Origin of the sequence: Arthrobacter sp. zg-Y1116 (assembly GCF_024385485.1) — a bacterium.
In the GTDB taxonomy this organism is placed as follows: domain Bacteria; phylum Actinomycetota; class Actinomycetes; order Actinomycetales; family Micrococcaceae; genus Arthrobacter_B.
Genome location: NZ_JANFLR010000002.1, coordinates 701,794 through 726,524 on the forward strand (window position 1 = coordinate 701,794; position 24,731 = coordinate 726,524).

The window sequence follows — 24,731 nt, forward strand, 5'->3', positions numbered from 1 at the left end:
CAAGCGGGGCACCGATGCCCCGCTTGGCTCGTGGAGAGTCTAGTTCTCTTTTTTGTCGTCGCGGTTCAGGCGCTTGAGTGTTTCTTCAGGTGTCTCGTCCTGCACGGCGTCCCGGCGCTCGGAGGAGTCCTTGCCGAGCGTGAGGGAAGAGGCGTCATCGGGGACCGCAGCGGCGTCATCGGCCGGTGCTTCTTCGGCGGGAACAGTGACGACCTTGGTCAGTGCCTGGAGGTGCACCGTGGCGGTGTTGCCGGGGGAAAGCTCCAGCACGGCCTTGTTTTCTTCCTGGTCCACGGAAACAATCCGGCCGAAAAGCCCGAACTGGGTCATGACCTCGGTGCCGGGAAGCATTTGGGCCCGCTGCTGGGTAACCGTCTGCTGCGACTTCTTCTGCTTGCGGAACATCATGATGACGAAGACCGCCAGCAGCAGAGGGAGAAAGAGATCAGCAATATTCACGTGGAGAGTTCCGTTTCTGTTGGGGAAGTGCCGGGCGTCCTGGCATACTGCCGGGACCGTGCCCAAGGGCCAGTCTAAACGGAAAACGTGGGAGCGGACTGTTAAGTTTCCGGCCCGGCCTCCTCGGCGGGAGCGGATGAGGTGTTTGTGCCGGGGCCGGAAAACATGTTCTGCGGCATGGCTGCGGCAACGTTCTCGGGCATCTGGAGGCCCAGATGCTCCCACGCGGCCCGGGTCGCAATGCGGCCCCGCGGGGTCCTGCCGAGCAGGCCTTCACGGACGAGGTACGGTTCGGCCACCGTCTCCACGGTCTCCGGTTCCTCGCCGACGGCGATTGCCAGTGTGGACAGTCCCACCGGTCCCCCGTTGAACTTGGTGATCAGCGCGGTCAGCACGGCGCGGTCCAACCGGTCGAGGCCGAGCACGTCCACTTCGTACATATCCAGCGCGGCTCCCGCCGAGCGGGCGTCGATCTGCTCGATGCCGTGCACCAGCGCCCAGTCCCGGACGCGGCGCAGCAGCCGGTTCGCAATTCGCGGGGTGCCGCGCGAGCGTCCGGCAACCTCGGCAAAGCCCGCGGAGTTGACCTTCATGTCCATCAGCATGGCCGAACGGCGCAACACCAGTTCCAGCTCGTCCGTCGAGTAGAACTCCAGGTGGCCGGTGAACCCGAAACGGTCCCGCAGCGGGCCGGGCAGCAGGCCGGCGCGGGTCGTGGCTCCCACCAGGGTGAACGGCGGCAGGTCCAGCGGAATGGCGGTGGCACCGGCGCCCTTGCCGACGATGATGTCGACGCGGAAATCCTCCATGGCCATGTAGAGCATTTCCTCGGCCGGCCGGGACATGCGGTGGATTTCGTCCAGGAACAGCACCTCGCCCTCAGTCAGGGAAGACAGGATGGCTGCGAGGTCACCGGCGTGCTGGATGGCCGGCCCGGAACTGATCCGCAGCGGTGCGTTCATTTCCGCTGCAATGATCATGGACAGGGTGGTCTTGCCCAGTCCGGGCGGGCCGGACAGCAGTACGTGGTCGGCGCTGCGGCCGCGCAGCCGGGACGCTTCGAGTACCAGCGACAGCTGTTCGCGGACGCGCTTCTGACCTACGAAGTCGTCCAAGTTCTTGGGCCGCAGGGCGGCTTCGATGGCTTTGTCGTCCGGATCGGGACCGGGTGCGACGAGGGAGTCTGTGGTGGACATCTCAGCCGGCCTTTCGGCGCGAGGACACCCGGGCGCCGTCGGTCCCGAGGCGGCGCAGCGTCAGTTTCAGGATTTCCCCGACGTTGCCGGCGGCAGCGACGTCCGGATGCTCGGCGGCGGTGTCGTCCATGGCGGCGGTCGCGTCCTTTTCGGACCAGCCGAGGCCGGTCATTGCGGCCAGGACCTGTTCCTGCCAGCGCGGTGCCGCCGGGTTTTCCACGGTGCCGTGCGGCACCAGCTTGTCGGCCAGCTCGAGGACAATACGGCGGGCACCCTTGGGGCCAATGCCGGAGACCTTGCTGAAGGCCTTGTCGTCCCCGGTGGAGGCGGCCACCCGGATGGCTTCAGGAGTGTGGACCGCCAGGACAGCGAGGGCGATCCGCGGACCCACGCCGCTGACGCCGAGGAGGATTTCAAAGACCTCGCGCTGGTCCGCGTCGCTGAACCCGTACAGGGTCATGGAGTCTTCGCGCACGATCATGGCGGTATGGACGCTGGCTTCACTTCCCGTGCGCAGCGACGCCAGGGTCTGCGGGGTGGCCTGGACGAGCATCCCGAATCCGTGGACATCAATGACGGCAGAGGTAAGGCCCACGTGCGAAACGACCCCGCGGAGGGAACTGATCATGAAGGAACTCCAGAAGCTGTATAGAACATATCTACGAATACCCTACTTGCTGGCGCCCGCATTCCCCTGCTGTTCAGTAGCTTCCGCGTTTTGCCCGCGCTTCCGCTTCGGCCCACAGCCGCTGGGCCGGAGTTAACCCGGTCGCGGGTGCCGTCCCCCGCGAGGCGGAGCCGGCGGTGGGTCCGGGACCGGCGACGCCGCGGCGCCAGGCGTGGGTGATCGCCAGGGCAAGGGCGTCGGCGGCGTCGGCGGGCTTGGGCATCTCGTCCAGCCGCAGGATCTTGGTCACCATCTTGCCCACGGCGTCCTTGTTGGCCGAGCCGGAGCCGGTGACCGCCGCCTTGACCTCAGTAGGCGTGTGCAGGGCGACCGGGATGCCGCGCCGGGCAGCGGCGGCAATAACGACGCCGGACGCCTGGGCGGTACCCATCACCGTGCTGACATTGAGCTGGCTGAAGACCCGTTCCACGGCCAGGACATCGGGCCGGTGGGTGTCCAGCCACAGATCGATGGCTTCGGAAATGACCAGCAGCCGGGCGTCAAGCGCCGTTCCGGCCACTGTGCCGACAACTCCGACGGCCACGAGGGTGGCCCGGCGGTTTCCCTCGACCTCGACTACTCCAAGGCCGCAGCGGGTCAGGCCGGGGTCCACCCCCAGGACGCGTAAAGACACAGGTACGTCTTAGTCGTCTTCTTCAAGCTCGGCCATTACGGCGGCCGGGATATCAGCGTTGGAGTAAACGTTCTGGACGTCGTCGAGGTCTTCCAGCGCATCCACGAGCTTGAGGAACTTGCGGGCAGCATCCGCATCCAGTTCGACATGCATGGACGGAACGAATTCGGCTTCATCGGTTTCGTACTCGATGCTCGCCTCTTCCAGCGCACCGACGACGGCGCGGAGGTCCTGCGGCTCGGAGATGATCTCGAAGTTCTCGCCCGATTCCTTTACTTCATCCGCACCGGCGTCAAGGACGGCCATCAGCAGATCGTCTTCGGTGAGGCCGTTCTTGGGCAGGTTCACTACGCCCTTGCGGGTGAACATGTAGGCGACGGAACCGGGATCACCCATGTTGCCGCCGTTGCGGGTCACGGCAAGGCGGACCTCGGAGGCCGCACGGTTCTTGTTGTCCGTGAGGCACTCGATCAGGAGGGCGGAGCCCTGCGGTCCGTAGCCCTCGTACATGATCGTCTGGTAATCGACGGCCTCGCCGAGCAGGCCGGCGCCGCGCTTGACCGCACGGTTGATGTTGTCGATCGGCACCGACGTCTTCTTGGCCTTGGAAACGGCCAGTTCAAGGGCCGGGTTGCCTGCCATGTCTGCTCCGCCGGCGCGTGCTGCAACTTCGATGTTCTTGATCAGCTTGGCGAAGGACTTGGCGCGCTTGGCATCAATTACGGCCTTCTTGTGCTTGGTGGTTGCCCATTTAGAGTGGCCCGACATGCTCTACGCTTCTCCTCTGATCGATAAAAAAGTCCGGCTGCTTGCCACCCGTCCAGGACTCCGGGGAACCCGGGCCGAACAGGGAGACCAGCTAAGCTTCCCGAACGCACTGCCACAATTCTAGCGACCGAATCCGTTTCCGGGGCCGGAAACGCTTCCGCGCTCCCGGCCGACGTCGGATAAGGACGGATAAACCAGCTCTGACCTGTCACGATGCGTGCAGCCTCACGCCTTGCGGAACGGTGCCGTTTCAAGGGTGTGCGCTATATTCAGTAACCATGAGTTCTTTCTCCATCCTGGTCGGAAAACTGGTCCGCAGTGCCTCCAAACTGCGTGGCGGCGGTTCCGCCCTGCCCGGCCTGGTGGTGGAGAAAATCGATCCCGATTTCATTCGCCGCACCCTCGCAGACCTGCCGCTCGGCGTCGCCGTCGTCTCCGGAACCAACGGTAAGACCACCACTACCAAGATGGTGGTGGAGCTGCTCGAGAGCCAGGGGCTGAAGGTTTTCACGAACCGCACGGGCAGCAACTTCACCCGCGGCGTTGCGGCAGCCCTGCTGGGCGAGGTGAACCTGCGCGGGCACCTGGATGCGGACATCGCCGTCCTGGAGCTGGACGAGGCGCACGCCGTGCACTTCGTGAAACTGATCCAGCCGCGCTACAGCCTGCTGCTGAATGTCCTGCGTGACCAGCTGGACCGGTTCGGCGAGATCGACAAGACCACCCGCCTGCTGGAATCCATTGCCCGCGCGACCACCGAGACGGTGGTCCTGAACCGTGAGGATCCCCGCGTGGCGGGCATCGCGGATTCCCTGAACGGCCAGTGTGCCGTGTACTTCGGGCTCGATGCCTCGCTGCGCAGCACCTTCCCCAACGACGACGAGATGCGCGGCAGCCTTGCCGAAGCGCTGGCCGCAACGCAGGAGGCCGACGTCGTCCTTGAACGCGTGAGTGAGACGGACGCGGACTTCCTGGTCGACGGACAGGTCCGCACCTCGGGGCTGAAGCTGCGCGGCGTTTACAACATCTTCAATGCCGCCGCTGCCCTCGCCTTTGCGCGCACCATCAAGGGCAAGGACCTCGACTCCGACGCGCTGTTCGAGGCGCTTGCCAATGTGGAGCCTGCCTTCGGGCGCGGCGAGTCCCTGACCGTCAACGGCCAGCCGCTGGAGCTGGTGCTGGTGAAGAATCCCAGCGGCTTCCGCCTGGGCCTGAAGTCCTTTGCCGCCCACGGCTATTCGACGATGATCGCCATCAATGACAATTACGCCGACGGCCGGGACATGTCCTGGCTGTGGGATGTCGACTTCGAGTCCCTGGCCGAGGGCGGCGTCGACGTCGTCAGCGGCGTGCGCGCCTACGACATGGCGTTGCGGCTGAAGTACGACGACGTGCCGGTGCGCACCATCGAACCGGACATCACGGACGGACTGAAGCGTTTCATCAAGGACTCCCCCGGGGTTCCCATGCGGATCTTCTGCACGTACACGGCCATGCTGGCCGTACGCCGGGAACTCTCCAAGATCACGAAGGTAGAGGTGGTCTCATGACCGAGGACCGCACAATCAAGATCCTGCAGCTGTACCCGCGGGAAATGAATATTTACGGCGACTGGGGCAACGTGCTGGTGCTCAAGCAGCGCCTGAAGTGGTACGGCTACCAGCCTGTCGTCGAGGAGTACAACGCGGGGGACGAGTTCCCTGCCGACGTCGACATCATTGTCGGCGGCGGCGGCCAGGACAGCGGACAGGTGGTGATCCAGCAGGATCTCCAGCAGTTGGCTCCCACCCTGCAGGGGCTTGCCGAGGACGGCCTGCCGATGCTGGTGATCTGCGGCCTGTACCAGTTGTTCGGACGGTTCTTCAAGACGCATGAGGGTGCGCTCATTCCGGGAATCGGCATCCTGGATCTGGAGACCCACGGAGGTGACGTGCGGTTGATCGGCAACGTGCTTTCCGTCAGCGAAGAGTTCGGCGAGATCCACGGCTATGAGAACCACAGCGGCCAGACGTTCCTCGGTCCGGGTGTGAAGCCGCTGGCGGAGATCCGCAAGGGTGAGGGCAACAACACCAAGGACAGCACCGAGGGCGCGCGGTACAAGAACGTCGTGGCCAGCTACCTGCACGGTTCCCTCCTTCCCAAGAACCCGGCAATTGCGGACTTCCTGATCGAAAAGGCAGCCACGCGGAAGTTCGGCAGCTTCTCCCCTGCTCCCCGTTCGGAACAGGACCTGGCTGATCTGTCGAAGCTTTCGGAAATGGCACGCCAGCACGCCGGGCAGCGGCCGCGCTAGCTCTTGCCGGGCGTGGGGCGGCTTCCCCCTGCTGATGGTCCGGCAAGAGCATTTAATCCGCCGCGCGGAGCCGGCACCGGGCCTTAGGGTGTACTGATGACGGTCCGTATAGATGAAGCCCAAGCGATCTCTTCTATACTCGACGGGCTGGACGATGCCGGCGTGCGGATGCTTATCCATGATGCTGATCAAGTAGGCATCGGTATCGGGGGAACAACCAAGACAGTGCGCATCGGTGAATCCACTGTCTTCGTGAAACAGCTCCCGCTGACAAGCATCGAAGAAGCGGATCCCACCGCCACTGCAAGTCTGCTCCGGCTTCCCTTCGTTTCCCACTACGGCATAGGAAGCCCTACCCACGCGGTCGGGCGGGAGCTGGCAGCACATCAGGCGACGTCCGAGTGGGTTCAAACGGGAGTGGCGGACTTCTTCCCGCTCCTGCTCGGCTGGCGAGTCATTGATCTGAAATGCGAGGCAGACCTTAGCGAGTTCGACGGCGATGCGTCTCCCCGCCAGTGGGGGCCACATTGGCCTTCGGTCCAGAGCAAGCTCACCGCGATGAAGAACGCGTCCAAAAGCATGGTGTTCTTCCTTGAGTACGTGCCCGAGACTCTGGGCGCCTGGGTGCGCAGAAGCCTGGTCGAGGGCACTGGGGCGACCGTCTTTCCTGAAGTTGTCGACCAGCTCCTGAAAGCCACAGCGTGGATGAACAGCCAGGGATTCCAGCACTTTGACGTGCACCCCGGGAACATCCTCATCCGGGACGGCAGACTGCTCTTCACCGACTTCGGCCTGGCGCTCCACCGCGACTTCGACCTCACTGCGGAGGAAGAAGCATCCATGCTCACGCATGACGGCTTTGACCGCGATACCGCCCTGATGCACCTGTTCCACTGGACGTTATTTGAACTCGGTTATACCTCCGGCCCGCAGCGTCTGGAGCTGTTGCGTGCCGCCGCCGCTGACCCCACTACGCCTGCGCTGGAGCCAGTTCGAGCCGCACTCGGCGCCGGTGCCGACCGAATCGCGCAATATGCGGGTGTCGCTGTCCATATGACCGAGATGTTCCGTGCCCTCACGGGAGATGCCCTCGCAGCGCGATACCGACAGCGATAGGTGCTCAATACTGGGCCCGGATCGGAACCACCCGCCAGCTCGGCGTCCCGGTCAGGGATCGGGTACGGGGACATCCATAATCGACGGTGCAATCAAAGCGCTGCACGCACCTGCCGTTTAGCGTGCGGCTCAAATGATCAATCGTCCGGCAGCGGCGGCGCCGTGGATTGATAGGAGTATCCAGTCGGCGTGGTGATTTCGACCGTGTGCCGGCCCGGACTTCCAACACTCCTTGCCCGCCAGTCTGGTGCTTCCTTGGCCTGGTTGCAGGCTTCGCACAGGCCCTGCAGGTTTTCGGCGTTTGTACTCCCGCCGATGCGGTGCGGACGGATATGGTCGCGGTGCCGTATTGGGGCCTTGCACCACGGTGTCCGGCAGGTTTGATCCCTCGCGGAGATGAACCTGGCCAGGGAATCGGGGACGTACCGCGCCTTGGAATCCATGGCGATCAGCTCTCCGGAGGTCGACGCCGTATAGAGGCGGCGGAGCCAGAGATCCGGTGACGCTGATTCTTCGTGTCGGCTCGCGGGGTCCTTACGTCCGGCTTTGGGTGTCGAGGCGCTGCCGCTCCTTTCACCGCCGGCGCTGCCGCTTGCGGCCAGTCCACCACCAGCCCTTCCAGTTGCAGCTTTCCGCACCGCGTCCCGCGCCCACATGGCTGGCACCGCGCCGTATCCGCTGAGATAGGCCGGTTCGTTCGAACCCGCCAGCAGCGTACGGTCGGTCATAACAAGCTGGACCTCCAACGGCACCCGGTCCGCTTGGGCAAGCCCAGTGATTCTTTCCACCATCGTGTCCGCCATGATCTGGCCGCGCCCGCGTGAATCGCCCCGTGCCCGAAGGTAATCTGCTTCACGGCTGAGGGCTGCAAAGACTGCGACTCCCTGTGCCACCGGCAGCAGGCCGGTCAGGTAGGTCATGGTGTCCGGTGCGGGCCGGCAGGAAACATGGCGGTCCGTCTGCGCCTTGGCTGCCCGGCGGACCAGCGCTTCCTGATCGATCCGGTAGGTCAGTTTCCGGATCCGGCCGATCAAGCGTCCGTCGCCCAAACCCTCCAGCCCTGCGGGGTCTCCAGCTACCTCACGGTCCACCAAACGACGGTCGGATACTGAAAGGCATGCAGTTTCACGGACCAGCAGCGTGGCCCGCCATTCGTTGAGTCTGCCCTCGGACAGCGCCCGGAGCGTGCACGGCATTTCATGCGCAAGCGCTTTGGAGAAGCCAAGAATCCGCCCGCCGCGGGCAGGCGATTCGCGTCGGGCGAGGGCAATTTGAGCAGCTACTCCTCTCCCCTGCTGCTCCAGGGGAACCCCGGAGCGGGCATGTGCCGCACGGACGGAAGCATCGAAAGCGGCGGCGACCCGGACCTGGGCTGCTGCAGCAGCCGCCTTGAGTTCTTCCAGTACGCGCAGCCGGCTTATCAGACAGGCATCTGTATCGGAGGCGATCTCCTCCAGGACCCGCCCGGAAGACAGCTCGGTGATCCACGTGGCGACCTGCGGGGATGACGGTTCATTGCCGCAATACGCCTCGCTGAGGGTTGCCGGACCAGGGCGCTCACGGCTGGACAGTGGTGGCGCGGACGCCGGACCGTTACTGCCACAGTGCTGCCCAGCGGGTGTACCGAAGCAGGGCTCAACGCCATGAACAGGTGGCGGATAGTCCCGATTTGATTCGAACATGTGTTCGATGCTATGGACTTCCAACCACCGCTGCAATAGGAGTTTCGTCCTTGTGGAAAACTACCCACACCCTTGGGTACCTCCGCCCTGACTTGGGGTAACACGTGAAAGGGTCGGTCAGAATCCTGCCGCGGGCTGCCGGTACTGGGTGCTCGTTGGAGGCGTGCCATCGTCGGCGCGGAGGCTGGTCTGGACCCGGCCGCAGTCGGCCGGCTGGGCGTCCCGACGTCGGTGCGCCCCAGGTCCGCGGCCGCCTCCGCCAGCCCCGGGTCCGGGACGCGTGCTACCGTTCAGGCGCGTACCCAGAACGAAGCTGCCCTGCTCCCCTAGTGAAAAGCCCCCGACTGAAACGAACCGCATGAGCACATCGAAGCCCGCTAACTACTATGCCGTCCCTGAACTTGCGGCCGCATATGATGCGGACAGCAAAGCCCGGCAGGACCTGCAGTTCTACCTGGCACTGGCCGCCGAGACGGGAGCCCGGCGCGTTGCGGATCTTGGAGCGGGAACGGGCCTGCTGTGCAGCCTGCTGGCGGGGCAGGGGTATGAGGTCACGGGAGTCGAGCCTGAACAAACCATGCTTTCGCTCGCAGCCGCCCAGCCGCACGCCGACGCCGTCACCTGGATTCGAGGAACCGCGGAAAACCTGCCGGAAGCCTGGGCAGATCTGGTGCTGATGACCGGACATGTCGCGCAGTACTTCCTTGATGACACCGCATGGGTGCGGGTGCTCACCCATGCCGGACGAGCGCTCAGGCCCGGAGGCAGGCTCGCGTTCGAAGTACGCAACCCGGATGTTGAGGCCTGGCGCCGGTGGGAGGGCACGCACAGCACCAGCCGGGGAACGGTCACGCAGACCGTACGGCGGCAAGACGATCTGGTCACGCACACCGATACCTGGACCGACGGTTCCGGAACGCGGACGACGATCGAGACCCTCCGCTTCCCTTCCTGGGACACGGTTACCGCCGGTTTGGAAGCCGCAGGACTTACGGTCGACCAGTGCTGGGGCCACTGGGACCGAAGCCCGGTGCGACGGGATTCACCGGAGTGGATCTTTCTCACCGAAGCGGTTTAACCCGTCCGCACGCCACACGCCTACCCTCCCCCGCCGTCCTGCGTCACCAGCACCGCCGCAGGACGAACACCCAGGTTGCGTTTCATGAACTTCCCCACGCATCTCACCAGGCCCGCGGGCTGCAGCAGCGGGGAGTCGGACCGGTCATACTGCAGTGCCAGGTTGGAGCGGGATGCCCCGCTGTGCCAGTCTTGGGCTTTATGGACAACCCTTTCCTTTACCCGAGTAGCCTGCCGTACCAGCTGCCCCCGTTCGAGCAGATCAACGAAGACGTTTTCCTGCCCGCCTTTGACTCCGGAATTTCCGGGCATGCCGCCGAGATTGACCGTATTGCCGCGAACCCGCAGGCACCGGACTTCGAAAACACGATCGAAGCCCTGGAATCATCGGGCCAGGAGCTGGGGCGCACCGCCGTCGTCTTCTTCACCCTCTGTGCCGCTCACGCCACGGAAGGCGTGCAGCGGATCCAGCAGCAGATCGGCCCGCGGCTCGCCGCGCACGAGGACACGATCTACCTCAACCGGCAGCTCTTTGCCCGGGTCGAAGCCGTCGCGGAGAACGTCGCCGGCTTGGACGATGAACAGGCACGCCTCGTGTCCGAGTACCGCCGCCGCTTCATCCGCGCCGGAGCGCAGCTCGATGACGCCGGGCAGGCCCGCATGCGGGAGCTGAACGCCCGGCTTTCGGAACTGGGCACGGACTTTTCCCAGCGCCTGCTGAAGGACACCAACGATTCGGCCCTGGTGGTGGACGACGCCGCAGAACTGGACGGCCTGCCCGACGACGACATCGCCGCAGCAGCGACCGCTGCGGCGGAAGCGGGACATGACGGTAAGTTCCTGCTGCCCCTCGTGCTGCCCACCCCGCAGCCGGCCCTGGCGTCGCTGACCAACCGTGAGAGCCGCCGTCGGCTGCATGAGGCAGCCCGAAACCGCGGTTTCCGGAACAATGACGGGAACACGCTTGCAATCGCGGCGGAAATGGCCGCACTGCGGGCGGAAAAGGCAGCACTGCTCGGTTTCGCGAACCATGCCGAGTACGGGACGGATGACCAGACCGCACCGACCCTGGCGGCGATCCACGCCATGCTGGACAAGCTCGCCCCTGCAGCCGTCCGCAATGCCAAGGCCGAGGCCGAAGAGCTGCGCGCAGCGGCCCGGCGGGACGGACACGAACTGGCCGCCTGGGACTGGGCGTACTACTCGGAGCAGGTCTGCCGGGAGAAGTTCGACGTCGACTCCTCCGCCCTGCGCCCGTACTTCGAACTGGAACGAGTCCTCACTGACGGCGTGTTCTACGCCGCCAACCGACTCTACGGACTGTCCTTCACCGAACGGGCAGACCTAGCGGGCTATCACCCGGACGTCCGGGTCTGGGAGGTCAAGGACGACGACGGCACCGGCCTGGGCCTGTTCCTGGGCGACTATTACACCCGGGACACCAAGAACGGCGGCGCCTGGATGAACTCCCTGGTCCACCAGTCCCGGCTGCTGGACGCCCCTCCCGTGGTCATCAACAACCTGAACATTTCCAAGCCCGCAGCCGGTGAACCGACGCTGCTGACGTTCGACGAGGTCGTGACCGCATTCCATGAATTCGGCCATGCGCTGCACGGATTGTTCTCGGATGTCACCTATCCCCAGTTCTCCGGCACTTCCGTACCGCGCGACTTCGTTGAATACCCGTCACAGGTCAACGAGATGTGGATGCTGTGGCCGGAGGTGGTCAGCAACTTCGCAAAGCACCACGTCACCGGGGAGCCGCTGCCGCAGGAGGAAATCGACAAGGTGAATGCGGCGGCCGTCTGGGGCGAGGGGTTCTCCACCACCGAGTACCTGGGTGCCGCCCTGCTGGATCTGGCCTGGCACGAACTCGCACCGGGCGAAACGGTGCAGGATCCGGAAGCCTTCGAGTCCGCGGCCCTGGCGGCGGCCGGCGTCGACCTGGACCTGGTTCCCCCGCGTTACCGCACCGGATACTTCAAGCACATCTTTGCCGGCGGCTATGCGGCCTCGTACTACGCGTATATCTGGAGTGAAGTGCTCGACGCCGACACGGTCGAGTGGTTCCGGGAAAACGGCGGCCTGACCCGGGAGAACGGGGACCGTTTCCGGACGGAACTGCTGTCCCGCGGCAACAGCATCGACCCGCTGCAGGCGTTCCGGAACTTCCGGGGACGCGATGCGCAGATCCAGCCGCTGCTGGACCGGCGCGGTCTGGCCTAGGCTCCGCTCCCCCAGCCGCAGCCGCAGCCGCAGCCGCAGGGACCATAAACAGAAGGCGGGAACCGGATAACCGGTTCCCGCCTTCTGCTGCGCCTAATAAGCCTGCCTAGGCAGGGTTGGCCATCCGCGCCTGCTTCCGCACGGTGTGCATCCGCTGCCCGATGGTCACGCAGCTGGCCAGGGTCAGCAGGATCAGGACCACCAGCAGCAGGACCTCGGGGACGCCCAGGCCCACCAGCCCGGTAGCGACCAGCAGGGAGACCAGCCGCTCGGCCCGCTCGGCAATGCCGACGTTGGCGGAGAAGCCCAGCGACTCGGCCTTGGCCCGGATGTAGGAAACCAGCATGCCGACTACCAGGCAGAGGATGGCCGCGATGCCGATCGCGTCGTTGCCGCCGCCGGTGAAGAACCAGATGGCGACGCCGGCAAACAGGGCGCCGTCGGCGAAGCGGTCGAGGGTGGAATCCAGGAACCCGCCCCAGCTGCCCTTGCGCTGCTGCTGCCGGGCCATGATCCCGTCCACCACGTCGGAGAAGATGAAAACGGTGATGAAGATGGTGCCCCAGAACAGCTCACCCAGCGGATAAAAGACCAGTCCGCCGATCATCACACCGAGCGTGCCGGCAATGGTGACCATGTCCGGGGTTACGCCGCGGCGGAGCAGCCAGGTGGCCAGCGGGGTGAAAACGGCAGTGAAGAATCCCCGTGCGTATTTGTTGAGCACGCGTCAGTCCTCACTGTCCGGGCCGGAGCCCTCTACGGGCCAGGCATCGGCCACTTGCCGGCGCACGTCGCCCAGGGTCTGGGTGATGGCCTTGGTCTGCGCGATGATCGGCAGGAAGTTTCCATCACCGCCCCACCGCGGAACGATGTGCTGGTGCAGGTGGGCGGCGATCCCGGCCCCGCCGGTTTCCCCCTGGTTCATGCCCAGGTTGAAACCGGTGGGGCTGGACACCTTCCGCAGCACGCGCATGGCGGTCTGGGTAAGCGCCGCGATCTCCGCCGTCTCCTCCGGGTCGATGTCCGTGTAGTCCGGCACATGCCGGTACGGGCAGACCAGCAGGTGGCCGGCGTTGTACGGGAAGAGGTTCAGGATCACGAAGGCGTGCCGGCCGCGGTGGACAATCAACGATTCCTCGTCCGACCGCTCCGGAGCGGCGCAGAACGGGCAGGTCTCCTTCGAGGAGACCTGCTTCTGCCCGCCCTTGATGTAGGCAAGCCGGTGCGGGGTCCAGAGCCGCTGGAATGCGTCGGGGACACCGGCGAGTTCGAACGTGTCCGTCACCGCGGCGTCGTCAGGCTGTTCTCCCATTGCGTCCCCGCCGCCCTACTTGTCCCGGTTACGGACGGCTTCGACAATCCGCTTGACGGCCTCTTCAACGGGTACGCCGTTGTCCTGGCTGCCATCCCGGAAGCGGAAGGAGACGGCGCCGGCCTCGGCGTCGTCGCCGCCGGCGATCAGGACAAACGGGATCTTGTCCTTGGACGCGGTGCGGATCTTCTTCGGGAAGCGGTCGGTACCGGTGTCCACCTGGGCGCGGATGCCGTGCGCCTTGAGCTTGTCGACGACGTCGAACATGTAGTCGTTGAACGCTTCGGCCACGGGGATGCCGACCACCTGCACCGGTGCCAGCCAGGCCGGGAACGCGCCGGCGTAATGCTCGGTGAGCACGGCCATGAAGCGTTCCACGGAACCGAACAGGGCGCGGTGGATCATGACGGGGCGCTGGCGGGTGCCGTCGGCGGCCTGGTACTCGAGCTCGAAGCGCTCGGGCAGGTTGAAGTCCAGCTGGATGGTGGACATCTGCCAGGTGCGGCCGATGGCGTCGCGGGCCTGGACGGAGATCTTCGGGCCGTAGAAGGCTGCTCCGCCCGGATCCGGGACCAGGTCCAGGCCGGAGGCTTCGGCAACCTCGGCGAGGGTGCGGGTGGCTTCCTCCCACACATCGTCGGAGCCGACGTACTTCTCCGGGTCCTTGGTGGACAGCTCCAGGTAGAAGTCATCCAGGCCGTAGTCCTTGAGCAGGTCCAGCACGAACTTCAGCGTGGTGGTCAGCTCGTCCTTCATCTGCTCACGGGTGCAGTAGATGTGGGCGTCGTCCTGGGTCATGCCCCGCACGCGCGTCAGGCCGTGGATCACGCCGGACTTTTCGTAGCGGTACACGGAACCGAATTCGAACAGCCGCAGCGGCAGCTCGCGGTAGGACCGTCCGCGGGAGCGGAAGATCAGGTTGTGCATGGGGCAGTTCATCGGCTTCAGGTAGTAGTCCTGGCCGGGCTTGGTGACCTCGCCGGTCTCCGGATCGGTAACCTCATCCACGTGCATGGGAGGGAACATCCCGTCGCGGTACCAGTCCAGGTGGCCGGAAACCTCGTACAGGTGGCCCTTGGTGATGTGCGGGGTGTAAACGAACTCGTAACCGGCCTCGGTGTGGCGCTGCCGGGAGTAGTCCTCCATGGCCTTGCGGATGATGCCGCCCTTGGGGTGGAACACCGGCAGGCCCGAACCCAGCTCATCCGGGAAGGAGAACAGATCCAGTTCGGTGCCCAGCTTGCGGTGGTCGCGGCGCTCGGCTTCGGCCAGGCGCTCCTGGTAGGCCTTCAGTGCGTCCTTGGTGGGCCAGGCGGTGCCGTAGATGCGCTGCAGCTGCTGGTTCTTCTGGTTGCCCAGCCAGTAGGCGGCGGCGGAGCGGGTCAGGGCGAAGGCGTTGGAGATCAGTTTGGTGTTGGGCAGGTGCGGGCCGCGGCACAGATCGCACCAGACGACGTCGCCGGACTTGCGGTCCACGTTGTCGTAAATGGTGATCTCGCCGGCGCCGACCTCGATGCTCGCACCTTCGCCGGCTTCCTCGGCGCCGTCCTTCTTGCCCAGCAGTTCAAGCTTGTACGGCTCGTTCTTCATGGCTTCGCGGGCTTCGTCTTCGCTGACCACGCGGCGGGCAAATTTCTGGTTCGAGTTGATGATCTTCTGCATCATCTTCTCGAGGGTCTTCAGGTCCTCCGGCGTGAACGGCTCGGCAACGTCGAAGTCGAAGTAGAAACCGTCCTTGATGTACGGGCCGATGCCCAGCTTGGCATCCGGACGCAGCTGCTGCACGGCCTGGGCCATGACGTGCGCGGTGGAGTGGCGCAGGACATTCAGTCCGTCTTCGGACTCAATGGTGACGGATTCCACGATGTCGCCCTGCTCCAGCGGCGTATCCAGGTCCTTGAGGACGGAGTGCACGCGCATCACGACGACGTCGCGGCGTTCGAAGAAGAGCTGAGCACCAGTGGTGCCAGTATCCACCGTGGTCTCTTCGCCGTCGACGATGAGGGTGAACTTCTCTGGCACTGACACGGTTGTCTCCTAGATTTCGTTGTACGGCGTCTGCTGCACGGCCTGGACACGGCCGCACTTCCGCCCGTACCGATGTTATCCGCTGCGCTTGGACCCCACCAACATGCCGCGCGGGCTGCCGGGTTTCGGAAGCGAGTCCGTGTCCGCCAGATTCCATGCTTCGAGCGCCTGGAGGCTGATGCCCCGCGGGCCGGTGCGGCGGGTCAGCCCGCGGACCAGCAGCAGTTCCGTGCCGAAAAGCAGCGGACCGGATTTCTCCTGCGCCTCGTGGAAGAACGTGCAGTCGATGCAGCCTGTGCCGTCGTCGAGGCTGATGAACACCACCCGGCGTCCCCCGCGCATGGGAGGCGTCTGCGTGGCCACCCGGATCCCGGCGACCAGCACCTCGGTCCCGTTGCGCAGGTCCATCAGTGCTTCCGCGGGCGTGACGCCCAGCCCGCGCAGCAATGGACCGTAGCTTTCCATCAGGTGCGCACTGACGTCCACGGACAGTAGGTCCAGTTCGGTGCGGACCTTTTCCCGCAGCCCCGGTTCCGGCAGGTGGTGGTGCAGGTTCGCCAGCTCGGTATCCCCCAGCGGCAGGGCCAGCTGCCCGGGAATCGGATCGTGCTTCCGGGACGCGGACTTTGCCGGCGCGGCGTCGAGGTACTGGATCAGGTCTGCACGGCTGCCCTCGGAGCCGGTCTGCTTGCCGAGCGAATCGAAGGCGCCGAGCTGCGCCAGCCGGCGCAGGGTGGGCCGGGAGACCTTCGCTCGTGCCCTCAGGTCCGCCAGGGAGTCATAGGGCTGCCCGGCGGCAATGCGCTTTAGCTCGACGGCGGACAGCCCGTAGATCCCGGCCAGGGACAGCCGGATCCCCAGCCGGCCGTCGTCGAGCCGTTCCACCCGGTAGGTTTCGCCGCTGCGGTTGATGTCCAGGGGCAGGATGGGGATGCCCATCCGCCGGGCCTCGGCGACGAGCAGCCGGCGCGGGTACATTCCGGGATCGTGTTCGAAGATGCCTGCGAGGAACGCCGCCGGGTGGTGTGCCTTCAGCCACGCCGACTGGTAGGTGGGTACGGCGAAGGCCGCGCCGTGGGCCTTGCAGAAGCCGAAGCTGCCGAAGGCCTTGAGCGTGTCCCAGACCTTGTCGATGGTCTCCTGCGTGTAGCCGCGGGCGGCGGACTTGCTGCGGAAGTATTCCTCTACTCCGGGCTCAGCGGATTCGTTGCCCAGCAGGCGGCGCAGTTCGTCCGCCTTCGCCAGCCCGCAGCCGGTAAAGACGTTCAGCGTCCGCAGCACCTGCTCGTGGAAAACCGTGACGCCGTGGGTTTCGGCCAGCACCGGGCGCAGTGCCTCGTGCGGATAGACCTCCGGGGAGAAACCGTGCCGGTGTTCCAGGAACGGCCGGACCATGTCGGATTTCATCGGCCCGGGCCGGAACAGGGAAATGTCGATGATCAGGTCATTGAACTCGCGCGGCGCCAGCTTGCCCACCAGCTCGCGCTGTCCCGGGGATTCGATCTGGAAGCAACCCAGGGTGTGCGTGCTGCGGATGAGTTCGTAGGTGGGTTCGTCGTCGAACGGCACGGCGTCGAGGTTGATCCGTCCGTCGGGTTCAACGAACTCCGGGTCCGGCTTCTCCGGCCCGTCCCGATGCTTCCCGGCGGCAATGACCTCTTCACGGGAGGAGTGCACACGCACTACTTCGCGGACGGCAAAGGCCATGGCGCTCTGCATCCGCACACCCAGCACGTCGAGTTTGAGCATGCCCATGGGGTCCATGTCGTGCTTGTCGAACTGGGACATGGGCAGGCCCAGGCCGCTGGGCTGCACGGGGGTTCGGTCCAGCAGGGAGGTGTCTCCCAGGATCACTCCGCACGGATGCATGGAAATGTGCCGGGGCAGCCGGTCCAGGCGTTCGGTGAGGTCCACCAGCAGGTCCAACTGCTGGTTCTTTTCCACCTGGCCGGAGAATTCGCGCAGTTCGGGCTTTTCGGCGAGCGCCTCGCGGAAGTTGCGGGCCGAGAAACGCCATAGCTGCTTAGCCACAGCGCCGATTTCCTCCTCGGGCATGCCCAGCGCCAGTCCGGCGTCGCGCACCGCTCCGCGCGCCCGGTAGCCGTTCTGCATGCTCATCAGCGTGACCCGTTCGGAGCCGAAGCGTTCGAAGATGCGGTGATAGACGTTGTGCCGCTCGGCGCTTTCCACGTCTATGTCGATGTCCGGCAGCGTGGAGCGGTCCCGGGAGAGGAAGCGTTCAAAGATCAGGTCGTGGTCCAGCGGGTTCACGTGGCTGACGCCCAGCAGGTAATTCACCAGTGAGGAGGCCCCCGACCCCCGGGCCGCGGCGCGTACCCCCATTCCGGTGATCATGGCGGAGACTTCCGCAACGGTGAGGAAGTACGAGGCGAAGCCCAGCCGCTCGATGATGCCCAGCTCGTGTTCGAGCCGGTTGCGCAGTTCCACCTCGGCAATCGAGTCCCGGGCGCGCAGCCTGCGGGTGATCCCCGCCTCGCAGCGCTGGCGCAGTTCGATCATGGGTTCGGCCTCGATGCCGATCACCGAGGCTTCGGGTACCACGGGCTGCTTCCAGCCCATATCCGCCACGGGGTCTATCCGGCAGTTATCCGCGAGCGCCGCAGTGTCGGCCAGCATCCGTGCCGCTCCCGTGGAACCGTAGCCTGCCTCGGAGCTGATCTCGCGGGCCAGCGCAGTCATCTCCCGTGCCCCCTTGAGCCAGCCCTGCCCGTTGGGCTGCCGGTCCGGAAGGTGGGAGAGGGAAGTCAGCGAGCGCGCGGCGTCGAGCACGTCAGCGGTGGCGGCTCCATCCTCGTCCACGTAGCGCACGGCGTTGGTGAGGATGCCGGGCACGCGCATCTCATCAGCCAGCCGGAACATGCGTACGGCGTGGGCAAGGCTGAGGTTCTCCCCCGGGGCGGACAGATGGGTAACCACCTCGACGGCGAGCGCCCGGGCAGGGATCAGCGAGCGCCAGCGGCCGAACAGGGTGCGGGCAACGGCGTAGCTGCGGCTGCGCATGGCCTGGCCGACGTCGGACTGCGGGCCGACGAGGACGGTCAGGACCGGTTCGGCCTCCACATCGGAGACGCCTTCCCCTGCTCCTGCGCCGCGGACGTACCCTGCGAGCTGCTCCATGGTGACGCCTGCCGGTTTGCCGGCGCGTGCCCGGGAGGCGGAGGTGGCGGCGTGCGCGGCGGAGATCAGCCGGCACAGGGCACGGTAGCCCGCTCCCCCGGTATGCCCGTGGGCGAGAATGACCACCCGTCCCGTGACGGCGTTGCTGCCATCCAGCACGGCCAGGTCCACGCCCACGATGGGATCGATGCCCGCCTCCATGCACGCACGCAGATGCTTGACCGTTCCATAGAGCCCGTCCCGGTCGGTGCAGGCGAGCGCATCCGCACCGTCGGCCGCTGCGGCCTGCGCCATCTCCTCCGGCCAGGACACCCCGTAGTGGGCGCTGAACGCAGTGGCTGCGTGCAGGTGGGTAAAGCTCATTGCTTAGGCACTGTCTTCCATTAGGCACTGTCCCTCAGGGCATCGTGGATGCGGATCAGGCGCCAGCGGTTGCTGCGGACATGGTGCGAGAGGTCGAGGGTACGCAGGTCGGAGCGGTCATTGATCCGGGCCTGGACCCGCCAGATTTCGGTATCCACCAGCCCGGCACCGTGCCCGCGTTCGGCGCGGGTTTCCTCTTCCCACCAGTTGCGGCGTTCATACCAGCGCACAGGATCGGCCCCCACCTTGTAGGTGCGCCCGCCCCAGATAAGCCGGAGAGGCTGGCCCGCGGGCGAGCACACCACCTCGATTGCTTCGCTGAAGGTACCCATTCAGCTTCCTCTCCGCCCATGGATGCATGCACGCCGCACACGCACCAACCCACTGGTTTATCCATTGGTTCACTTGGTTATCAGTTGGCAACTAATTCGAACATATGTTCGAACAGCTCCGCCACCAGTGTACGACCAGCCGGGGACAAACGGCACCACTCGGGGATGGACGGAAAGGGAGATCCGCTCAGAAGCAGCAGAGCCCAGGTGCGCCGCTGCCGGCGCCGATGCCCGCATGGTGCACACTGTTTCCAGACAGCTGGATTTTGCGCAGGATGCCTTGGTCCAGGCAATACTCATCGGATGGGGGCCGGTTATGACAGCAGACAGCAACACACCGCTTAGTGGACGGCAGCAACCGGAACCATGGGATCCGTTCGGCCAGGAGTCTGAACCGCAGCAGCACCATAATCCATATATGCAGGACGTCCTGCCTGCGGATCAGGGACCGGTTCCTCCAGAAGCGGCCTCCGGGAAAACACGGTTCAGCGCGGCAGCGATAACGGGAATGGTCCTCGTGTCGATCGCCTGGGCGATCCTCGTCCGCCCCCTCGTCGCCTTCACCGCCTGGGACGTCTCCGACTTCTCCTTTTTGAGCTTCATCGCCTTTTCCGGCCTGTTCACCCTGCTCGGAGGAGTGACGGGATTCATCGCGGCGCTTATCCAGGGGAACAAGAAGCTTGCCGCCCGCCTGTACATCATTCCCTCCCTGATCTGGCAGGGAGGGGCCCTGGCCGCACTTTTCTTGCTGGTGATCGCCCTATCCGGTTATGACGGCACCTAACGGCAGGCCCGCTCCTACCTCCCGCTGTCCACGTCGGCCCGCGCCGTGGTGGACAACGGCGTTTCCCTGATGAACAGGCACAGCACCAGGGCAACGGCCACGATGGGCACACTGAGCAGGAAAATGGGAGGCAGGGCCTGCCCGAAGGCCGCAGCGATGAAGTCCTGCGCCGGTGCGGGGAGTCCGCGGAGCATGGCCGGGCTCAGCGAATTGATGTCCCCGCCGAGGGCAGTCCCGGCCCCCGGCGGCGCCGCTGCAATCTCATTGCCCAACCGGTGGATGAAGATCGACCCGAACAGCGCGATCCCGAACGAGGCGCCGATCTGGCGGAAATAATTCGCTGCGGAGATGGCCGCGCCCATATCCCTGCCCGGCACGCTGTTCTGCACAATCAGCACCAGGTTCTGCATCAGCATTCCCAGCCCGAGTCCCATCACCAGCATGCCAAGAGCGGTGAAACTGTATGCGGTGGTGTCTGAGATCCGGGAGAGCAGCACCAACCCGGCGATGATCACCGCACAGCCCAGCACCGGGTAGATCTTGTACCGGCCGGTGCGCGAAATCAGCTGCCCGGTGCCGATGGAGGTCAGCAGCAGCCCGCCCATCATGGGTAGCATCATCAGGCCCGACTGCGTGGCGGTGGCCCGGTTGACCATCTGCAGGAAGGTGGGCAGGTAGGAGATGGTGGAGAACATCGCGATGCCGACGGCGATGCCCACCAGCACCGGCAGCAGGAAATTCCGGCTGCGGAACAGGCCCAGCGGAAGGATGGGTTCCGCTGCCCGCCTCTCCACCAGGACAAATGACGTGCCGGCCGCCAGCGTCACCACGGCCAGGGCAAGAATCTGCGGACTTGACCAGGCGTAGGTGGTGCCGGCCCAGGTGGTGAGCATCACCAGGGCTGCGCTCGCGAGCGCAAGCAGTCCGGCGCCTGCGTAATCCAGTTTCGGGCGCCTGCCGCGGGGTTTGGGCAGATGCAGCGAAGAGACGACGACGGCGAGCGCCACCGCGCCGATGGGCAGGTTGATGTAGAACACCCACCGCCAGGACCAGGCATCGGTGATCCAGCCGCCCAGCAGCGGACCGCCCACGGACGCCAGCCCGAAGGCCGCCCCGATCAGGCCCATGTACTTCCCGCGCTCCCGCGGGGAAACCAGGTCTCCGAGGATGGCCTGCGCCCCGATCATCAGCCCGCCGCCGCCTACCCCCTGCAGCGCACGGAACCCGATCAGCTGGCCCATGTTCTGCGCCAGTCCGGACAGGACCGAGCCGGCGAGGAACACTACGATAGCGAAAATGAAAATGCTCTTGCGGCCGAACAGATCGCCGAGCTTGCCGTAGATCGGCAGGCCGATGGTTGCCGCCAGGATATACGCGGTGACCACCCAGGACAGATGCTCCAACCCGTTCAGGTCCCCCACGATGGTGGGCAGGGCCGTAGCGACGATGGTTTGGTCCAGGGCTGCCAGCAGCACCGAGAGCACCAGACCCGTGAAAACCGGCACGAGGTTCCGCTTCGGTTCCTCGCCCGGGGCAGCCGCCACCCGGTGCTTCGGCAGGGCGGGCCCGGAGCGGGCCGCGGGCGCCGCGGTGCGCGGCGTTATTGCTCTGTGGGACATGGCGGGTTTCTTCTCTTCTCGGTTGGCGGCCTACGTTGCGTCCACGTCCACCCGCGCCGTCCTGGACAACGGCTGCTGCACCAGGAACAGCGTCAGGACAAAGGCCGCCCCCAGGATCGGCACCCCGAGCAGGAAGATCGGCGGCAGCGCCTCGCCGAACGCGGATTTGATGAAGTCCTGCGCCGGTGCGGGCAGCGCCCGGATCTTGTCCGGGCTGATCGAATTGGCACCGCCCGACGCCGCATCGCCGGCTCCGGGCGGTGCCGAGGCCAGCTGGTCGTTCAGCCGGCGGATGAACAGGGAACCGAAAAGGGCAATCCCCAGGGAACCGCCCATCTGCCGGAAGTAGTTGGCGGTGGAAACCCCGGTACCCATGTCCTTGGCCGGGACGCTGTTCTGCACAATCAGCACCACGTTCTGCATCAGCGCCCCGATCCCCAGTCCCAGCACGAACATGCCCAGCGCGGTGAGGGAATACGGCGTCGTGCTGGAGATGCGTGAGAGCAGCAGCAGGCCGCCGACCATGGTGAGGGACCCGAGTATCGGATAAATCTTGTACTTGCCCGTGCGGGAGATCAGCTGCCCCGTCCCGATCGAGGTGGTGAGCAGCCCCGCGGTCATCGGGAGCATCATCAGCCCCGACATAGTGGGACTGGCTCCGTTGACGATCTGCAGGAAGGTCGGCAGGTAGGCAATGGACCCGAACATGGCCAGCCCCACCGCCAGCCCCACCAGTGTGCAGATCAGGAAGTTGCGGATCCCGAACAGGCGCAGCGGAAGTATCGGTTCGGACGCGCGCAGTTCCACCGGAATGAAGATGGCAACGGCGACGGCGGCCACCGCTCCCAGCGTAAGGATCGTGGGCGAGGTCCAGGCGTAGTTGTTGCCGCCCCAGCTGGTCAGCAGCACCAGGGCCGCGCTGCCGACCGCAAGCAGTGCGGCACCGGCATAGTCCAGCCGGATCCCCTTGCGTTCGGACCGCGGCAGGTGCAGGGCGGTGATGATGACCGCGAGCGCCACCGCACCGATGGGCAGGTTGATGTAGAACACCCACCGCCAGGACCAGTAATCGGTAAGGTAGCCGCCCAGCAGCGGTCCGCTGACGGAAGCGATGCCGAACGCCGCCCCGATCATTCCCATGTACTTGCCGCGCTCGCGGGCGGGCACAATGTCGCCGATGATGGCCTGCGCACCGATGATCAGCCCGCCGCCGCCTACGCCCTGGATGGCCCGGTAGGTGATGAGTTCGGCCATGCTGTGCGCCTGCCCGGACAGGGCGGACCCGCCCAGAAACACCACGATGGCGAAAATGAAGATGTTCTTGCGCCCCAGCAGGTCCCCGAGTTTCCCGTATATCGGCAGCCCGATCGTGGAGGTCAGCAGGTAGGCGGTGATCACCCAGGACAGGTGGTCCATGCCCTGCAGGTCCCCCACGATGGTGGGCAGCGCGGTGGCGACGATGGTCTGGTCCAGGGCCGCAACGAGCACCGCCAGCATCAGCCCGGCGAATACGAAGGCGATCCGGCGCCGCGAGTGCCCGCCTCCCGCCTCGGCGCTGCCCTGCGCTCCGGCACCGCCCGGCGGAGGCGTTGACCGCGACTGCGGGGAATGGGCCACCAGGGGGACGGCGTTGACCGGCGCTCCCATGGCTCCGGCCATACCTGCTATCGGATGGGTGGCTGCGGTTCCGTGGGGCGTAAACCGGTCGGCCATGCACTCCTCCTTGGAAATTTCGGCCGGATGATGGCAGTCCGGTTGGAACTTCCATTCGACGCCCGCCGTCCTGCCAAGTCAACGGTCGGCGGCGGCCATCCCTGCCGCCGGTGCCAGCCGGCGTCGTGGCTGTGGAGGGCGCTAACTTCCATAGTCCGGGAGCGGCTCCCTGCCCCGGCGTTGTTCCGCGGTCAGGACAGGCGCAAACTGGCACTAAACGCGGACCGGCCAAGATGTCGAAGCCGCACGGTCTCACCTTCGGGGTACGCCATGAACCGTACGATAAGTGTCATTTTCCGCGTCATACCGCTAATCATGGGCGCTGTCTGTCTGTCCTTTGGCCTCTACATCCTGGCCGGGCCTGACGATGCCAATCGGTTTGTCGCCGGACACGTCAACGTCGGGCTGACCGCAATCTGTTATGCACTGTTCACTACGGCGGCCACCATCATCAGGCAGCTCATCAACCGCTATGGGCGTGTTTGGGCGATCATCCTGCCGCTCTCCGGCTACGTGGCTGCTGCCGCCGCCATCCTCTGGGGCATCGTTCTGGCCAACCGGGACAACACCGCGGAGAACCTCACGGCGGGCTTCGTTGTGATCGGCATCGGCTTCGTCGCCGCGTGCGTCAGCACCGTCGCGGCCGCGTCCACAAAATTCACGCTCATCCAGTCAGCACAGTTACTCGAGCCCCAGGGCGGCCCGCCGGAAGGTGCTCACTCCCGCACCGTCGGCGCCGTGCTGCTCGCAGTTCCGGTGGTGTCCGCCGTCGTCGGTTTCTCCCTTGCGATCGGCCTGTTGGTGCGCGGAGATACTCCCGGATTCGTTGCCGGCCACGTCCTGATCGGACTGTCGGCAATCTGCACGGCGCTGATCGCCCTGGTCGCGAGCATCGTGCGCCAGGTGCGCAACGAATTCAGCGACGGCGAACGTTCCGCATGGCCCTGGCTTGTCGCTGCCGCCGGCACGATCAATGTGCTGCTCGGACTATTCGTGCTGTTCAGCTCACACGAACCCTATCGGCTGGCCCCGGGATGTGTGCTGATCGGCCTCGGGCTGATCTGCTTCAGCATCCTGTCGAAGGTGCTGTTGCTCGCCCTCGTCTGGCGTCGCACGTTTGCCCTGGCCAACCGCATCCCGCTGATGCCCATCGGAACAGCGCTCACCTGCCTGTTCTTCGCAGCGTTCCTCTTTGAAGCCGCAGGCACAGACCCGGCGTTCTTTGTCCCCGCGCACGTGCTGGTTGGGCTCGGGGCTGTCTGCTTTACGCTCTTCTCAATCGTGTCGATCCTCGAAGCGGGAACGTCGGAGTAGCAGAGCAGCG

At 65.5% G+C, this 24,731-nt stretch carries 20 protein-coding genes; 7 read left to right on the plus strand and 13 right to left on the minus strand.

Features of this window, described 5'->3' with window-relative positions; translation table 11 throughout:
- Positions 1 to 39: 39 nt before the first annotated feature.
- The 5 genes from yajC to NNX34_RS09995 form a co-directional block, all read right to left on the minus strand.
- On the minus strand, positions 40 to 459 hold the full coding sequence (yajC, locus tag NNX34_RS09975) for a preprotein translocase subunit YajC (RefSeq protein ID WP_255766346.1): 420 nt from the start codon (positions 457 to 459) through the stop codon (positions 40 to 42).
- A 101-nt stretch (positions 460 to 560) separates the two neighbouring features.
- Positions 561 to 1,655: a Holliday junction branch migration DNA helicase RuvB gene (ruvB, locus tag NNX34_RS09980; RefSeq protein ID WP_255766347.1), complete on the minus strand. Its 1,095-nt coding sequence runs from the start codon at positions 1,653 to 1,655 to the stop codon at positions 561 to 563.
- A gap of 1 nt (position 1,656) precedes the next feature.
- The gene (ruvA, locus tag NNX34_RS09985) at positions 1,657 to 2,283 is read right to left on the minus strand and encodes a Holliday junction branch migration protein RuvA (protein ID WP_255766348.1); all 627 of its coding nucleotides are present in this window, start codon (positions 2,281 to 2,283) and stop codon (positions 1,657 to 1,659) included.
- Positions 2,284 to 2,356: 73 nt separating this feature from the next.
- Complete coding sequence (ruvC, locus tag NNX34_RS09990; protein WP_255766349.1) at positions 2,357 to 2,956, minus strand: crossover junction endodeoxyribonuclease RuvC; 600 nt, start codon at positions 2,954 to 2,956, stop codon at positions 2,357 to 2,359.
- A gap of 9 nt (positions 2,957 to 2,965) precedes the next feature.
- Positions 2,966 to 3,724 carry a YebC/PmpR family DNA-binding transcriptional regulator gene (locus NNX34_RS09995; protein ID WP_227921280.1) on the minus strand — a complete coding sequence of 253 codons (759 nt, stop codon included), beginning with the start codon at positions 3,722 to 3,724 and terminating at the stop codon, positions 2,966 to 2,968.
- 278 nt (positions 3,725 to 4,002) lie between these two features.
- Between NNX34_RS09995 and NNX34_RS10000 the strand changes: the two genes are divergently transcribed.
- The 3 genes from NNX34_RS10000 (at position 4,003) to NNX34_RS10010 (ending at position 7,133) form a co-directional block, all read left to right on the plus strand.
- On the plus strand, positions 4,003 to 5,274 hold the full coding sequence (locus NNX34_RS10000; protein WP_255766350.1) for a Mur ligase family protein: 1,272 nt from the start codon (positions 4,003 to 4,005) through the stop codon (positions 5,272 to 5,274).
- On the plus strand, positions 5,271 to 6,017 hold the full coding sequence (locus NNX34_RS10005) for a type 1 glutamine amidotransferase (protein ID WP_255766351.1): 747 nt from the start codon (positions 5,271 to 5,273) through the stop codon (positions 6,015 to 6,017). The genes NNX34_RS10000 and NNX34_RS10005 overlap by 4 nt, the downstream gene beginning before the upstream one ends.
- Before the next feature lie 96 nt (positions 6,018 to 6,113).
- Positions 6,114 to 7,133, plus strand: coding sequence for a hypothetical protein (locus NNX34_RS10010; protein WP_255766352.1), 1,020 nt, complete (start codon positions 6,114 to 6,116; stop codon positions 7,131 to 7,133).
- Between the two features lie 137 nt (positions 7,134 to 7,270).
- On the opposite strand, the gene NNX34_RS10015 is transcribed toward NNX34_RS10010, so the two are convergent.
- Positions 7,271 to 8,815: an HNH endonuclease signature motif containing protein gene (locus NNX34_RS10015; RefSeq protein ID WP_255766353.1), complete on the minus strand. Its 1,545-nt coding sequence runs from the start codon at positions 8,813 to 8,815 to the stop codon at positions 7,271 to 7,273.
- A gap of 358 nt (positions 8,816 to 9,173) precedes the next feature.
- On the opposite strand from NNX34_RS10015, the gene NNX34_RS10020 reads away from it, so the two are divergent.
- Together NNX34_RS10020 and NNX34_RS10025 are read left to right on the plus strand one after the other, a co-directional pair.
- Positions 9,174 to 9,893 carry a class I SAM-dependent methyltransferase gene (locus NNX34_RS10020; RefSeq protein ID WP_255766354.1) on the plus strand — a complete coding sequence of 240 codons (720 nt, stop codon included), beginning with the start codon at positions 9,174 to 9,176 and terminating at the stop codon, positions 9,891 to 9,893.
- 200 nt (positions 9,894 to 10,093) lie between these two features.
- Positions 10,094 to 12,118: a M3 family metallopeptidase gene (locus NNX34_RS10025; RefSeq protein WP_255766355.1), complete on the plus strand. Its 2,025-nt coding sequence runs from the start codon at positions 10,094 to 10,096 to the stop codon at positions 12,116 to 12,118.
- Positions 12,119 to 12,224: 106 nt separating this feature from the next.
- Here the strand turns inward: NNX34_RS10025 and pgsA are convergent, their stop codons facing one another.
- From pgsA to NNX34_RS10050, 5 genes are all read right to left on the minus strand, one after another.
- A complete protein-coding gene (gene pgsA / locus NNX34_RS10030; protein ID WP_255766356.1) occupies positions 12,225 to 12,842 on the minus strand; it encodes a phosphatidylinositol phosphate synthase in 618 nt (205 codons plus the stop codon).
- A gap of 3 nt (positions 12,843 to 12,845) precedes the next feature.
- Positions 12,846 to 13,430: an HIT domain-containing protein gene (locus NNX34_RS10035; RefSeq protein WP_255766357.1), complete on the minus strand. Its 585-nt coding sequence runs from the start codon at positions 13,428 to 13,430 to the stop codon at positions 12,846 to 12,848.
- 15 nt (positions 13,431 to 13,445) lie between these two features.
- Complete coding sequence (gene thrS, locus NNX34_RS10040; protein ID WP_255766358.1) at positions 13,446 to 15,458, minus strand: threonine--tRNA ligase; 2,013 nt, start codon at positions 15,456 to 15,458, stop codon at positions 13,446 to 13,448.
- Between the two features lie 75 nt (positions 15,459 to 15,533).
- On the minus strand, positions 15,534 to 18,959 hold the full coding sequence (locus NNX34_RS10045) for a DNA polymerase III subunit alpha (RefSeq protein ID WP_255766359.1): 3,426 nt from the start codon (positions 18,957 to 18,959) through the stop codon (positions 15,534 to 15,536).
- 20 nt (positions 18,960 to 18,979) lie between these two features.
- Positions 18,980 to 19,291, minus strand: a complete 312-nt coding sequence (locus NNX34_RS10050) for a DUF6504 family protein (protein WP_255766361.1) — start codon at positions 19,289 to 19,291, stop codon at positions 18,980 to 18,982.
- Positions 19,292 to 19,709: 418 nt separating this feature from the next.
- On the opposite strand from NNX34_RS10050, the gene NNX34_RS10055 reads away from it, so the two are divergent.
- Complete coding sequence (locus NNX34_RS10055) at positions 19,710 to 20,075, plus strand: hypothetical protein (protein ID WP_255766362.1); 366 nt, start codon at positions 19,710 to 19,712, stop codon at positions 20,073 to 20,075.
- A gap of 14 nt (positions 20,076 to 20,089) precedes the next feature.
- On the opposite strand, the gene NNX34_RS10060 is transcribed toward NNX34_RS10055, so the two are convergent.
- Positions 20,090 to 21,694, minus strand: a complete 1,605-nt coding sequence (locus NNX34_RS10060; RefSeq protein ID WP_255766363.1) for an MDR family MFS transporter — start codon at positions 21,692 to 21,694, stop codon at positions 20,090 to 20,092.
- 30 nt (positions 21,695 to 21,724) lie between these two features.
- Positions 21,725 to 23,407, minus strand: a complete 1,683-nt coding sequence (locus tag NNX34_RS10065; RefSeq protein WP_255766364.1) for an MDR family MFS transporter — start codon at positions 23,405 to 23,407, stop codon at positions 21,725 to 21,727.
- Positions 23,408 to 23,677: 270 nt separating this feature from the next.
- Here NNX34_RS10065 and NNX34_RS10070 point away from each other — a divergent pair, with 270 nt between their 5' ends.
- Positions 23,678 to 24,721, plus strand: coding sequence for a DUF2776 family protein (locus NNX34_RS10070; protein WP_255766365.1), 1,044 nt, complete (start codon positions 23,678 to 23,680; stop codon positions 24,719 to 24,721).
- Positions 24,722 to 24,731: the final 10 nt, after the last annotated feature.